Source organism: Nostoc sp. UHCC 0870 (assembly GCF_022063185.1).
Lineage (GTDB): Bacteria > Cyanobacteriota > Cyanobacteriia > Cyanobacteriales > Nostocaceae > Trichormus.
This window is the reverse complement of sequence record NZ_CP091913.1, coordinates 4376883-4392685: the sequence shown is the minus strand read 5'-3', so window position 1 is coordinate 4392685 and position 15803 is coordinate 4376883. Positions and strand designations below refer to the sequence as shown.

Genomic DNA, 15803 nt, shown 5'->3' with positions numbered 1-15803 from the left:
TTGACATTGTATTTTTATGCAATCACCCACTTTAATAAAAGTTTGTAGTAAGGGCTTTAGCCCTTCTTTCAGGACTTTAGTCCTGACTACGAACTCAATTATCTTAGATCAAAATCTTTGGTGCGTTACGGCTTACGCCTAACACACCCTACATCTACAGAGATTTTTTTGGACATCAAAACATTCAGTAATTTTACCGTTTTTTAGCATCTTCTTAACATTAGGCTAGTAAATTTTGGGTGTTTATTTACACAAATAACATGACTTGGCAACAACAGCCAATACAACCTAGTCAAGCATAGGTCTGTGTTTTGTGACGATTTTTGCAATTTTTCACCATTTTGCTTACATATTAATAATTATGGCAATTTCCCTCAACACGCCTTACTTCCAAGACTTTGATAGCCTCAGCACAACTAACACAACTTGGACGGATAACCAAACTATTCCCAATTGGTACAGTAGCCGCACCTTAATTAATGCTGGTACTGGTTCTAGTAACACCGGTAGTCTTTACAGCTTTGGTGCAGCTAGTAACTCAGATAGAGCTTTAGGTTCAGTGGCTTCTGGTTCGACTGGCTCTATTTTCTACGGTGCGCGGTTTGTGAATGACACCGGCACTACCCTAACATCCTTATCTATCAGTTACATTGGCGAACAATGGCGTAATGCTGGTAATACAACACCGCACACACTAGACTTTGCTTATCAAATTGGTGCTACCAGCATTAATTCGGGAACTTGGACTGATGTTGATTCCCTAGATTTTACCAGTCCCATTGCTACCAGCACAGCAGGCGCATTAAATGGTAACGATAACAGCAACCGTGTTAATGTCTCAGGTAATATTACTGGGTTTGCCCTTGCTCCTGGGGAAGAAATCTGGCTACGCTGGAGTGATGTAAATGATGCTGGTAATGATCATGGATTAGGAATTGATAACTTACAGGTTTCCGCAGAAGCCTTACCTGGTGTCACCTTGATTGAGTCTGGTGGTAGTACCAACCTCACCGAAGGAGGTACAACGGATACTTACACGATTGTACTCAATACTCAGCCTACCGCAGATGTCATCATTACAATCACCCCTGATTCCCAAAGCACAACCAACACTACTAGTCTTACCTTCACCCCTGCTAACTGGAATATACCCCAATTGGTGACAGCGATCGCAGTTGATGATTTACTAGTAGAAGGCGCACACACTAGTATTATCAGCCACAGTGTAGCTAGTAGTGATAACAGCTACAACGGTATTAACATCGGCTCAGTCACCGCTACAATTACCGATAATGATGTTGTTCTTAGCATTACCAAAATTCATGAAATTCAAGGTAGTGGTGCAGCTTTTAACCCTGTTTTTGGCGATATTCGTACCATTGAAGGTGTTGTGGTTGCGGCTTTCCCTGGTGGTTCAGGGTTAAATGGTTTCTTCGTGCAAGAAGAAGATGCTGATACTGATAATGACTCGACAACTTCCGAAGGTATCTTTGTTTTCGACCCTACAGGACAATTTTCTGGTAGCGTCGGTGATAAAGTCCGGGTGACTGGAACTGTCAGCGAATTTAGCCCTAACAATAGTGTCAGCAGCCTTACCCAATTATCTCAAATCAGCAGCGTCATCAACTTAGGTGCAGACATACTACCTACAGCCACTAACATCGAGTTTCCTGTAACTAGCGTGGCTGAGTTGGAACGCTACGAAGGGATGTTAGTAAATATCAGTGCTGGTAGTGGGGATTTAACTGTCACCGAACATTTCCAACTCGGCCGTTTTGGTCAAGTTGTACTCTCAGCCACTGGAGATAGTAACCAACCCGGTACGGATGCCAGACTAGAACAATATACCCAATTCAATGACCCCAGTGTTGCTGGCTACGCTGCTTATTTAGATGAAATTGCCACACGGCGGATTATCTTAGATGACGGTAGAGGTACTCAAAACCCTGACCCAATTCTTTTTGGTCGTGGTGGTCAACCTTTAAGTGCTACCAACACCCTACGCGGTGGCGATACCGTTACTAATATCACCGGCGTTTTAGACCATCGTTTTGAAGGATACCGCGTTCAAACCTCAACAGGCGTAGACTTTACACCCGCTAATCTTCGTCCAGAAACCACACCAAATGTAGGCGGTACACTCAAGGTTGCTAGCTTTAACGTCCTCAATTACTTCAACGGTGATGGAACTGGTAGCGGCTTCACCAGTCCTGAACAACGGGGTGCAGAAAATCTGACTGAGTTCAACCGCCAGCGTCAAAAGACAATTGCTGCTATTCTGGGACTAAATGCCGATGTTGTCGGTCTAATTGAAATTGAAAATGATGGCTACGGTGCAAATAGTGCCATTCAAGATTTAGTCAACGGACTCAATGCTGTTGCTGGTGCTGGTACTTATGCTTTTATTGATCCAGGACTGTCTCAACTAGGTACAGATGCTATAGCCGTTGGTTTTATCTATAAACCCGGTAGTGTTACCCCCGTAGGTGCAGCCGCCACAGTCCCCGATGGCTTTGGTCAAGGTGCTTTTGATAACAATAATCGTAAACCCCTAGCCCAGACATTCCTACAAAACTCCACAGGTGAACAATTCACATCTGTCATCAATCACTTTAAATCTAAGGGTTCAAGTTCTGGGGGTTTGGATGATGCTGATGCTGGCGATGGTCAAGGTTTATCTAATGGGACGCGGACTCGTGCATCTCAAGATTTGGCCGCATGGTTAGGGACAAATCCCACAGGGACTACTGACACAGATTACCTAATTCTCGGCGACATCAACGCCTACGCTCAGGAAGACCCAATTAGGGCTTTGGAAAGTGCCGGATATAACAACCTGATACCAAATACCTCTTACTCCTTCGTTTTCAGTGGTCAGTGGGGTGCTTTAGACCATGCTTTAGCCAATAGCTCTCTAGCTGCACAAGTAAGTGGTTCTGTCAAGTGGCATATTAATGCAGATGAACCCAATATTCTAGACTACAATACCAACTTTAAGTCAGTAGGACAACAAACCAGCTTATATAGTCCTGATGCCTTCCGTTCCTCAGACCATGACCCGGTGATTGTAGGGCTGAACTTGAACACTGCACCTATAGCTGTGAATGATACAGCTACCACTGATGAAAACACTGCCGTTAACATTAACGTCTTGACTAATGACAGTGATATTAATGGTGATGCGCTACAACTGAGTTTATTATCTAACCCTGTCAACGGTACTGCTGTTATCAACGACAATGGTACACCCAGCGACTTTGCTGATGACTTTATTACCTATACCCCCAATACTGGCTACGTTGGTAGTGATAGTTTTACCTATAGTATCAGTGATGGTAAAGGTGGCACAGCAACAGCGTCTGTAAGCTTGACAATTAACCCTAGTGGCGGCATTATTGGTACTCCTGGTAACGATATTCTCATAGGTACTAATAGGAATGATCTGATCCGGGGTCTGGGTGGTAATGATATCATACTAGGTGGTAAAGGTAATGATAGCCTGTATGGTGGTGACGGCAATGATACCTTACTCGGTGGTAATGGTGATGATCTGTTAGTTGGTGGTAAGGGAAGTGACTTATTGATTGGTGGTAGAGGACGCGATCGCTTCTATTTGAGTGATACTAGAACTGGAGAGTTTGATATTATTACTGATTTTAAAGTTAGGCAAGACACAATTTTAATCTCCAAGTTAGAATTTGGACTCAGCCAAGCCTTGGGTACACTCGATTCTGGACTATTCCGCCTCGGTAGTAATGCGACAACAGCAAGCGATCGCTTTATCTACAACAATACTACAGGTCAACTGTTCTTTGATGAAGATGGCATCGGCAATGCAGCCAAAGTTCAAATAGGTTTGTTATCAAATAAAGCAGCACTGACTCATAGCAATATGACTGTAATTGCTTGACGAATGATTATCTAGCAACATTGTAGAGGCGTAGCATTGCTACGTCTCTACTAGTACAGCACGGCGGAAATAAACAGACCATTCTCAATCAGTCAAAGCTTTAAGATATAGGACTTTTGACTTTTGATTTTTGACTTCCGCGTAGCGGTACTAGTACAGGTCGGCGGAAATAAACAGACCATTCCAAATCAATGAAACGCTTACGCTGTATTCATTTTGAATTTTGAATTTTGAATTTTGAATTTTGAATTTTGAATTCCGCCTTGCGGTACTAGTCCCCAAAACATAGTTGATAGTCTTCTGTAGTGATATTGGGGTTAGTAGTGAGATAATCGGTGAGGCGATCGCAAGCTCGATTTAGTAGTTGATCAAGAACTAGGGTGTGTAGTTCTATCCCCTCTAAATTCCATAGTTTGACGGTAGCATCCTGTCCCCCGGAAACTAGTAGCTTACCATTGGGACTAAAACGGACAGTCCTTACACCGCCTTGATGTCCTTGGAAGGTGGTTAACAAAGTTCCATTAGCAATATTCCACAGTTTAATTGTGCCGTCATCGCTAGCGGAAGCCAGAGTTTTGCCATCGGGGGAGAAATTGACGTTAAAAACTAAGTCATTATGCCCCTGTAAGGTCTTTAATAACTGACCATCTATGTTCCAAAGTTTCACTGTTTCATCTTGACTGGCTGAGGCAATGGTTTGACTGTCAGGAGAAACATTCACACTCCAAATACTGGCACTATGACCTTGCAGAGTCTTCAGCAGTTTACCATCCAAAGTCCAAATTTTGATGGTTTTATCTGCACTAGCAGAGATAATATTTTTCCCATCAGGAGTAAATTTAACATCTGTCACCCAACCGTTATGTCCTGAGAGAGTATTGAGTAGGCGACCATCTAAACTCCAAAGTTTGATGGTTTTATCTGCGCTACCAGACGCAAGGATTTGATTATCAGGACTAAAACTCATACTCGTGACCCAATGGTTATGATTTTGGAGAGTGCGGAGTAAGTTTCCATCCTGGTTGCGAATTTGGATACCTTGACTAGTGCTAGCTAAGGCAACTATATTGCGATCGCTACTGAAGCTAACACCAGTCACATCAGGAATAGGAGAAGTGAAGGTTTTGATTAACTGTCCTTCTAAATTCCATAGCTTCATAGTGCTATCGGCACTCAAGGAAGTCACGGTATCACCATTATCAGTAAAGCTAACTTGATTTACACTGCCTTTATGCCCATAAAAAGTTTTGGGTAGGGTTCTGTCTAAATTCCACAGTCTCACTGTGTTGTCATCACTAGCTGAAGCCAAAATCTTACTGTCTGGGCTAAAACTAAGACTGTTGACTTCATGGCCATGACCTAAAAAAGTTCCCAGTACGCTACCATCACGCGACCAGAGGGTGATAGTTTGATCGGCACTAGCAGTTGCAATCATTTGTCCATTGGGGGAAAATATTACTCGCCAGACACCTTGATTATGTCCTTCCAATGTTCTCAGTAAAGTCCCGTCACGCGTCCAGAGTTTCACTGTATGGTCTGCACTTGCAGAAGCAATAGTTTTACCATCAGGACTAAAACTGACACTCCGTACTTCTTTAGTATGGGCGGGTATAGTTGTTAGCAGACGACCATCCAAACTCCACAGTTTAATTGTGCTGTCATCACTGACAGAGGCGATAGTATCACCTTCTGGGGAGAAAGCAACAGAATTTATACCCCCGTTATGTCCGGTGAGAGTGAGCAATAAATTACCCTCACGAGTCCAAAGTTTGACAGTGTTGTCAGCACTACCAGAGACGATAATTTTACTATCTGGCGAAAAACTGACACTATTGACAGCTTGGTTATGTCCATTGAGCGTTGTCAGTAATTTACCGCTACGATTCCAGAGTTTAATCGTACTATCGGCACTAGCAGAAGCTAAAATTTCCCCATCTGGAGAAAAAACCACACTATTGACCCCATCACTGTGACCTGTCAGAGTATTGATTAACTTGCCATCATTACGCCACAGATGGATGGAGTTGTCAGCACTTCCAGAAGCTAAAACTTCCCCATCTGGGGAGAAACTGACGCTTGTCACCCAAGAATTATGTAAAAAGCGGTTACGTTCTTGGGTACTGTAGACAGCTTGTTGGAGAATAGTTGCAGTTTTATTGCGGACTTCTGGGGGAAATCCGAGGTTAATTTTTTGGACTTCCTTACCCGCTTGCACACTAGTTAATAGGGCTTCTAACTGCTTGTGTGAAAGCAAATAGTTTTCCGAGAGGGAATTGAGAGCCTGAATTTCCTGTAATTGCGCCTTTTGAGTTTGTTGGTAAGCAAAAACCGCTAAAGCAAAAGCAGTTAATCCCAGGGTGCTGATAATAGCTACAGCCCTTTGTGCTTGTCGGAGTCGATTTTGTTCCTTTTGTTGCTGTTTTCGTCTGGCTTGTAAACCAGCCGCAATAAAATTTTGGACATCTAAAGACAGTTCATCAGTGTAATTGAGATAAATTTCTTCCGCTTCCGCTAACCGCACACCTTGCAACAGAAAATCGGCTTGGCGGTCATGTTGCTTCCAGAGAGTAGCAGCTTGTTCAATTTGACGATGCGATCGCAATCTACTACGATTTTCCTCTAACCACCAGCGTAACGTTGACCAGTGGCGAATAATGATTTCATGGGCTACCTCAATACTGACTGAGGGAGTGGGGAATGGACTGATGCTCACAGCAGCAGCCTGTCCCCCTTCTTCCTCTGCATTTACAACTATCAACTTAGCCGCCGTTAATATCTGCAATGTTCTCTCTACCAAAACAACGGGATATTTGTTCACAATTAACGTTGATTTCCCTACCCGTCGCCTCGTATCTTCTGTACCTTCACCTAACTGTGTCAACGCTAAAAAAATCCATCTAGCACATTCTTGAGCTTCTGGGTCTAAACTTTCATAAACGGCTTGGGCTTTCTTTTCTAATGCACCTTTAATTCCACCCAAAGTTTGCTGATATACCCGTAAAGTAATGACACCATTTTCCCTGTATTCCCACAACTGTTCCAGCACAAATTCCAGCAATGGTAAATAGCCAGGGGAGTAATTTAACTCCTGTAATAATACCTCTACTAACTCTGGCTCTACTGTTAACCCAACCTGTTCAGCAGGGTGAATAATAATCCGGCGATACTCTTCTTTAGTTAAGCTTGGCGGTAATAAAATACTTGACTGTTGTAATAACTGAGCTAATTTCCCTACTTCCAAACAGGGAGCAATAAAATCTGCCCGTAAAGTAATAATTAATTTAAATTTTTCTGATACTCTTGCCAAAGTTCCCAAGACAATTTCTAGAAATCTTTGTCTATCTTCACTAGCAGTCAGGGTGAATAATTCTTCAAACTGGTCTACTACCAAAACTACCATTGCTTCAGGACGCTGATTTACCCAATGCACCAATCCTTCTACCCCTTGATACAGCATCCCCTCTAGCTGTTGTTGCTGATAGGCTTTTTCTCGTTCAGTCCCCCTATCTACCATGCGGCGGGATAAAGCTTCTAGGGGATTTGTCCCAGGGCGAAAGCTTCTTATCCACCAGTCTGGACTACCCCGTAATTGTTTACCTCGGCGCAGTTGAGCCATTACACCCGCCTGCACTAAAGATGATTTTCCACTACCAGAAGCCCCCACCACAGCAATAAATGATTTTCTCTCTAACTCAGCAATTATTTGTTGTGTCAGGATTTCTCTACCGTAGAAATACTGAGCATCTTCTTCACTAAATGCCTGTAATCCTCGGTATGGACAGATACCTAAATCAATCGTAGCGGGTAGCTGATTACTCCTATTACCTGTACGGGTAGGAATAATTTCAATGACTCCTTGAGTACCAGATAGCCAAATCAACAAAGGTGGGGAATTTTTAGTCCAGATTTGTTGTAATTGGCTAATCCAGGTAGCAGCTGATAAACTGGGTTGCTCTTGGGCTGCTTGTAAGGTAGAGTTGAGAGCCTGAGCAAATTGTTCTGGGTTATCTGGAGATGAAGCCGCCGCAATAATACATTGTCCTTGTTCAAACCCCAGTTGCAAATCTTCCACCCAATCTTTTAGGAGTACATCACTTTGTATTTCTAGAGGACAATCTAAAATGATGATTTGTTGAGTATAACGAGAACGTCGTAGTTGTTGTCTTAACCAAGAACGACTCAGGCGGGTATTTTCTCCCAACACTAGGATTGGTTCTCCCGCCTCAGTTATTTCTAAGCATCCCCGTAAATATAAAAATACTGTGGTAAAAGTCTGGTGTTGATTTTGGGGTGTTGATTCTATAATTTGGAAACAACTTTGAATTGTCGTCTGTAAATCTTGGCTAGTGTTGCTTCGTGGCCAATACTCTATCTCAAAACCACCCACAGCCTGCAACAGTTTACTCAACCCCAAAGTATTCTGATTAGTTGCTAATCCTTCTACAATTAATGCTTGTCGGGCGTAAGATGATTTCATTAAAGCAGGTTTTACCCCTAGAATTACCTCACCCACTCCTTCAACAATGCGCTTGGGAGTTTGCAAGGGATATTCAGAATAAAAGTTAGTGTTTCCCCTAGTGCGATTTTGTTGATTAATTAATCGTAATTGTTGGTTAGTTTGCTCAATATATTGCTTTGTTTGGTGATAAACATAACGATAAAGCCCGTCTGCATCAATTAAACCTTGACTATCAGCAGCCTCACCCCGTAAACCCCGCATTAAATAATAAGTAAATACCCCGTGTCCCAATTCAGGAAATTCCCAAGACTGTTGATTGGTATCACAAGAAAGTAAAGCGTAAAATCCTTTACTCTGTTTTGCCCTTTGGCGTAGTAATTCTACTATCTGGGGTGTTGGGTTGGGTAAAGCCGATTGTGTGGTGTCGCTTCTTGTCCCTCTAAAGCTAAGACTACCACTGTGACAAGCATCCAGCCAGACTAATTGGGTCTGTGCTTGACTGTTACCTAACAATTGCAAAAGTTCTTGTAATTCTAAACCTGTATTAAGTAAGTCATCGGTTTGAGTATCTGCTAGACACAAAATCGCCTGCTGGGAATTTGGTTCTAGCATTCCGTGACCTGAAAAATAAAATAAAATTGTGTCTTGTGGTTGGGCTGTATGACTAATTTGGTCTAAACTGTCGCGTACTTTAGATAATAGGGGCTGTTGGGAGACAAAATCATGGTGTACCCATTCTTGTTTGTGAGAAAAAGCCTGGGTCGCATCAACTAAAGCAGCAGCTAGCCCTTGACAATCAACAGCTGAGTAGCGCAATGATGATAGTTTCTCATCTTGGTATTGGTTGACTCCCACTAGCAACAACCAAAGTTTCGCTTCTCCTGTTTCTAGAGTATGAGTTATGTGACTTGTAGCAATACCGAGTGGAGACATTGTTAATTCAGAATTCAAAATTGGTAATTAGTCAATAGTCATTAGTCAATAGTAATTAGTAATTAGTCATTAGTTATCTTCTCCTATACCCCTATACCCCTATAACCCTACACCCCTATACCCCTACACCCCTATACCCCTATACCCTCTTTGAAGAATATAACAGAACATTTTCTTACCATACTGACATATTGTGTTGTCTAGTTGTGACGTGACAATCCGAAGCCGGGTCAATCCTGTTATTTTATTACAGTTCCATTGCTGACAATTTCTGAAACAATGAATAATCTAATACATTTCCTAGATTAAGCCATTTCTGCACATCTAACTGTGGATAGCTTTTTTCTATGTTTATTAAAAAATAATGTGTAATTTTTTCGCAAACCGCTTATTTTCAAGACCTTTGTATCAGATAATTTCGTAATTTTTATATACAAAAAAATAGTCAAAGTGGCTACAAATACAAAATTATCTCTGTTAGAGTGTTCACAGTCAAGCGGTCGTCTCCGGCGGGTGGAATACCATCGCAGTTATGATCTAGCACATCTGATCACAGTTGCAATAAAAAAAGCAGTCGAACTTAATTCAGTCTGCTGCTTTGATGGTAGCCATTGCTTGACAATCTTCTGCTTTAAATATGCAGCATAAACTTGTAAACCCTTGTTGATTTCCTCTGATGCCTACCTCATTCATCTGCACATGAATGAGGTATTTTTATAACTTGCATGACTATACTTCAATATCCTAGCTATTTACTCGCATTGATGCCAATTACACCAGTAATAATTAAAGCAATAGATAGAAATTTTACCAACGACATAGATTCTTGAAACCAGATAATACCAATACTAGCAATTAACATTGTTCCTAACCCTGACCAAATAGCATAAGCCACACCAACGTCAATTCTTTCGAGGGAAAGGGTAGAGAAAGTAAAACCGCAACCATAAAATACAAATATCAAGATAGAAGGAATTAAATTTTTAAATCCTTCTGACAATTTCATGCAGGTTGTGCCTAAAACCTCAAACAATATTGCTGACACTAAGTAAAACCAATTAATTAACATATTTGTGCTGATATTTTGACAAGAAGACTTTTCAATTTGCTAGTATTTTATGAATAATTGTCTGAGTAATTCTGCTACTTTAGCAACAACCAATGTAGGAGGTTAGTAGTAAGGACTTCAGTCCTTAGAGCTAATTTGTAACCTCAAGTCAAGTAGATGTATTGTAAGAGTTTTAGGAATTTGAGTAAATAAGGCACATATTTACTCAAACTCAGACCTAGCAATAATTTGAGTATCCTTAAATTTTATTGGCAAATCATCCCTGAGAGGATTTTTGCAATAACTCACGCGATCATGAACTACACAAATAAATATATTAATCCGATTTAAAGCTGACAACAATTTAGGGTTTGCCGAACAATTAAAATCTGGTTTACCGTACTGTCTAGCAGGGTTCGGTAATTATCATTGATGAGGTGATAAAAACCGAATTTACACCAAAGTATTTTCTGAATAAGATGAGAGCAAATCAAACAAATTTTGAATTCATTTCCACTCATCATCCTCAGAGGAGTTAAAGACATGGCACTAATTCATTGGAATCCTTTACAAGAATTGAACACTATTCAACGCGAACTTAACCATATTTTTGAAGCCGATATGTTAGGTACAACAATTTTGGATAGAACCGCAGCAAAAGTTCCTGCTGCTGAATTGCAAGAAACAGACGATGCAGTCTACTTGAAGCTGGAACTTCCAGGTATGGAAGCAAAAGATATAGATTTACAAGTCACCGATAAAGCTGTATATATTAGCGGTGAGCGTAAATCTGAAACTAAGACCGAAGATAAAGGCAAAATCAAGAGTGAATTTCACTATGGTAAATTCCAACGTGTGATTCCTTTACCTACCCGCATTCAAAATACTAATGTTAAGGCAGAATACAAAGATGGTATCTTGAATTTAACACTACCTAAAGCCGAAGAAGAAAAGCACAAAGTTGTCAAAATTAATCTAGATTCAGTCGGCTAATTACATTTAATTGGTGAGAATTTATAACTAAAAATCCCGGTATATCGAAAATACTGGGATTTTTCGCCGTTATTACTAATTTGGCAAAAATATTGACTGTTTAACATCGCATGACGGCGACACTTGCCAAGGAGTAAGAGGTGTTACCTGTGGTATGGCGGCTAGTAGCTGTATTGTACCATCTGCACTGACAATTAACCCTTGAGCCTCTACAATTTTTTGTTGATTACTTGCAGATTTATAGTTACTGCTTGCCGTTATGTTGGCTACTTCATTTGATAAATCACGGACATCATACCAAACTATCTCACCTCTGAGAGTATCGGTAGGATTGGTAGGCAATCCGCCGCGATTACTGACCACAAAACGATTCTGTTGCGTGGTACTACAACCACTGGCTATTTGCTGTGAGCGATCGCTAAAATTAGTTGGTAGCTTCACCAATCCACTAGCAGGATCAACATCTGGCGTATTCAATTCTACAGTACCATTAAACTCTGCACCTAACTCAGAAGAAGCAGTAATATCACTTTCTGGAGTCAGTTGGGGACGGAATTGAGTACCAAAAATTCCTTTGGCATTCACAACCACCCTACCACCAAAACCTTTTTGAGCATTAGCGGTAATATCACTATTATCAAAAGCAACTAAACTATTCGTAGTAATATTAATATTTCCCCCAACTGCACTATTGCGGGCATTGGTGCTGATTTGACTACCGCGCAGTATTTGCAGGGTGTCCGATTGAATTGTAATATTGCCTTTATCCCCGGCATTAGTATCAGCCGTAATTGTCCCTTGATTTGCTAGTAAAATATAAGCAGAATTGACTGCGATATCTCCCGCCGCACCTTTACCAGCTAAACCCCGCAGATTCTCTGGGTCTCGACTGAGAAAGTTACTGACATTAATAGTTGCACCATCGCGCACAACTAAGCGATTAGCACTCACGTTTATATCACCACCTCCACCAGTACCAACAATAGCATTAGCCAATAAACCACTACGACCAAATTGATTAGTACCTGTCAATTCTACTGAGTTAGCATTAATCGTCATATTACCAGCCGAGCCATTCCCAGAGGTACTAACAGCAATCTGACCCCCATCAGCAACTCGTAAGTTATTGGTTTCAATCATTAAATTACCGCCTGTACCAAAACCAGCACCTAAAAAAGTGGCGATTGGCTCTGGAATAGCTGCTAGTTTTATGGTTGTAGCGGCAATAATACTAGGGCCAATTTGTGTCCCACCGATAACTTCCACATCTTCAGCGAAGATTTTCAAATCACCAGCTTTACCAAACCCATAGGTAGTGGTAAATATCTGACCACCATCAGTAATTTGTAATTGATTAGTTTGAACTGTCAAGCTACCCCCGTTTCCTTTTGCACCAGGAGCAACACCAGCAAATAAACCACTCGGTCCAAAGCGAGAAATACCACTTACGTGGACATTCTCAGATGTAACAGTCAATTCTCCAGCATTTCCAGTCCCAAAAGTACCGCTCGAAATTTGACCCCCATTGCTCACTTGTAAAGTTTTCGTGGTAATGGTGATTTTACCTCCTTCTCCGCTTGCACCTGAGCCAACATCAGCTAGTACACCGCTAAACACCTGGTTGTTAGGATTTAATACAAACCCGTTGACACTCAACGCATCAGATGCAGATATATTCAATATGCCTCCAGAACCATTACCTCTGGTATCTGTGACTATCACTGAGCCATCTTCGAGAGTCACATTTTGCCCTCGCACCTCAATAAAACCACCACTATTGCCGCTAGTATCTACAGAAGCAGCATTCAGTAGGTCAACATTACCGTAACTAATTTCTTGTGTCGGTTGTAGTTGCATCTGTCCATTAGGATTGGTTATTGTAACTTCACCATTATTTACAGACCATAATTCAACTCTTCCCTGGGGTACAGTAATATTTCCTCCATCTAGTTCCACCTTGCCCGCAATTAGTGCTAAAGTCTGACCATTTGGCGTTGTGAAGCTTAATCCTGGTGGACGGTTATTACTGTTGAGGGAAAAATCGGGATTGAGTCTTAACTTGTTTCCTGAACCGTTAACGCGAATTGTGCTGTTAGGATGAGAACCAAATTGCAAACCAAGAGGTACACTAACAGTCAGAATAGGGGTAACTGTAGGGTTGGTAGCACTAAATTCTGTGCCATCAGCGAATTTGATGCTATCTGCTGTACTCCCAATAAATGAGCCACCTATATCTAATTTGGCATTAGCACCAAAGATGATTCCATGCGGATTAATCAGAAATAAATTGGCATTGCCTATATTGTTAGTACCATTCAGAAGTGTTTGAATAGTCCCGTTAATTTGGGAAGACGACCCTCCCGTTATTCGCGTGATAATATTGTTGATACCTGTATCGTAAATAAACCGTGCAGTGTCACCTGATTGAATTGAAAAATCTTGAAAACTGTGGAACAGGTTAGCACCATTATTCGGTCTAGCACCGCCAGTAATATCATGCACACCACCACCGATATTATTGACATTGGTAGGTAAGGTGTTATCAGGGTTAAGTTGAGTCTGTGCCAATGCCTTTAAAGGTGTTTCTAGAACTAGGCAGAAGGTTAAAAAAAATAATATTTTTGTTTGTTGTGGAATCAGCATTTTATTTCTATATAAATTTTGCCAGCTTATCTAATACAAAATCCCCTTGCAAACATGAATTCAACCGTAAGCAAGTGGGACAAATTAGAGTGATTAAAATCAACAGAAGTGATTTCTGTAAATGGAATATTGTCTTGGTAACTAACGTATAGTTCCCCAAAATTTGACTAAAATAACAATCAATACTTTGCTAATTTTCACGACAACGCTTGAGTCGAGCAGCAATACCCAGTACAGCCATTGCTAATAAGCCAGAGATAGTTGTAGGTTCGGGAACAGATTCAGTTTGGGAATAGCTACTGGGATGATCACCATCTTCATTTTCATCGAGTGTTGACCAGGCGAAATTTTGCCAAAAGCCATTTTGATTAAAGTCGGCATTTGCTACTAAGCCATCCCAACCTTGCCAATAGCCATTCCAACCCCACCAATAACCATTCCAACCCCAATTGTATCTACCACTGCTAGTGATCATGCTGTTTAATGCTTCACCGCGATCGTCACGTCCATTAGCATTGGCATCGATGTAAGTAGGTGCTAGAAGTGAAGCAATCCAATCAGGATAAGCATCCATCCAACTGATATAAGTCGAAGTACCTAGATAACCCCAATAATTAGTAGCAACTCCTACCTTTTCTGCTAGTCCAGATTTGGCACTATTGAAGATGGTGAGTAGGTTTTCAGTGTTATTCCATCGATTCCAACCCATGACATCTAAAGCAGTCAGATCATTATTGGTCACAAGTTTTCTCGTGCCGCCTGCACCCAGAGTAGCCTCCATAATGCCATCATAGATACCATCGCTTTTCCAGTGACTGCCTTGATAACCGTCTCCTCCAAATCTACTAATTCCAGTAGACATATTAGCTAATTTTGTATTGCCATCAATAGATAAAGTAGCCTCTAAACCTATAGATAAATCAACTATTTTCATATACTGAGCCGTGTAAGTGTCAGAGAAACGCAACATATCCATCAAGTAAGTATATTTAGACGGATCTGGTCTGAGCCAACGATTTTGTGTTGACAACAAGTTTGCATATTCCGGTGAATCCACACCACTAATAAAGCCCAGGCTATGACCCAGTTCATGTACTGCCACACTGAAAAAGTCTAGAGTCTTTGTAGCAATATTATTGCTGGTATTGGTGGGAGAAATATAATTCCATGAGAGAGGATGAGTAAGATTACCTAAGTTACTTGCAAGTATATAGGCATCATAAGCAGTATCGTGAGGGTTAATTAGCCCCAAAGCTTTAGCATTTGCACGGGTAAGATTAATTTGACTGGTACTAGAACTAAAGGCGCTAAAATTACTGGTTGTGGTAACAGAATAACCCACGCATTCATATACCCATCTGCCATTGAGATACACCCATTGACTATTACATTTACTGCCGAGATTGTTTACAAATGCCTGATCAGCAGATGAAGTGATGTCTGCTTGTAGTCTTTTAACGACGTTACTGTAATTTTGTGAAGTTACCCCTGGTATTGCCCCACCAATCACATTAGTAGGTAACATACTGGTCGGTTCAATAAAGATATTGAGGGTAACATCATCAGCCAAATAATTTGACCAATATCTACCAGCCATCTCATAGCCAAGCATTTGGTTAAGGGTTGTACCGGGTGCATAGGTGAAATTAAATTGCAAGGCTTGGGCTGACGAGCCAACGCTCATTACCATAGAGCTAGCCAGCGTTAAAGGTGTAATTAGTTTGAGTAAACTAAAGGATTTGCTTTGCCGATTCTTGATGTTTATATTCATAGTATTAAATCCAAAAACGTGAATTAAGCTTTGGTGTTTTCCAGTT

6 protein-coding genes are annotated in these 15803 nt (G+C 41.1%); 2 read left to right on the top strand and 4 right to left on the bottom strand.

Annotation, left to right across the window (positions count from 1 at the left end):
• Positions 1-361 precede the first annotated feature (361 nt).
• Positions 362-3910, top strand: a complete 3549-nt coding sequence (locus L6494_RS18445) for an ExeM/NucH family extracellular endonuclease (protein WP_330911026.1) — start codon at positions 362-364, stop codon at positions 3908-3910.
• 271 nt (positions 3911-4181) lie between these two features.
• On the opposite strand, the gene L6494_RS18440 is transcribed toward L6494_RS18445, so the two are convergent.
• Together L6494_RS18440 and L6494_RS18435 are read right to left on the bottom strand one after the other, a co-directional pair.
• Positions 4182-9302, bottom strand: coding sequence for an nSTAND1 domain-containing NTPase (locus tag L6494_RS18440; protein WP_237989134.1), 5121 nt, complete (start codon positions 9300-9302; stop codon positions 4182-4184).
• Between the two features lie 748 nt (positions 9303-10050).
• Entirely contained in the window at positions 10051-10371 is a 321-nt protein-coding gene (locus tag L6494_RS18435; protein WP_237989133.1) for a DMT family transporter, read from the bottom strand.
• A gap of 522 nt (positions 10372-10893) precedes the next feature.
• On the opposite strand from L6494_RS18435, the gene L6494_RS18430 reads away from it, so the two are divergent.
• Positions 10894-11343, top strand: coding sequence for an Hsp20/alpha crystallin family protein (locus L6494_RS18430; protein ID WP_237989132.1), 450 nt, complete (start codon positions 10894-10896; stop codon positions 11341-11343).
• A 75-nt stretch (positions 11344-11418) separates the two neighbouring features.
• On the opposite strand, the gene L6494_RS18425 is transcribed toward L6494_RS18430, so the two are convergent.
• Together L6494_RS18425 and L6494_RS18420 are read right to left on the bottom strand one after the other, a co-directional pair.
• The gene (locus L6494_RS18425) at positions 11419-13986 is read right to left on the bottom strand and encodes a two-partner secretion domain-containing protein (RefSeq protein ID WP_237989131.1); all 2568 of its coding nucleotides are present in this window, start codon (positions 13984-13986) and stop codon (positions 11419-11421) included.
• Between the two features lie 190 nt (positions 13987-14176).
• A complete protein-coding gene (locus tag L6494_RS18420) occupies positions 14177-15757 on the bottom strand; it encodes an NF038122 family metalloprotease (RefSeq protein ID WP_237989130.1) in 1581 nt (526 codons plus the stop codon).
• Positions 15758-15803: the final 46 nt, after the last annotated feature.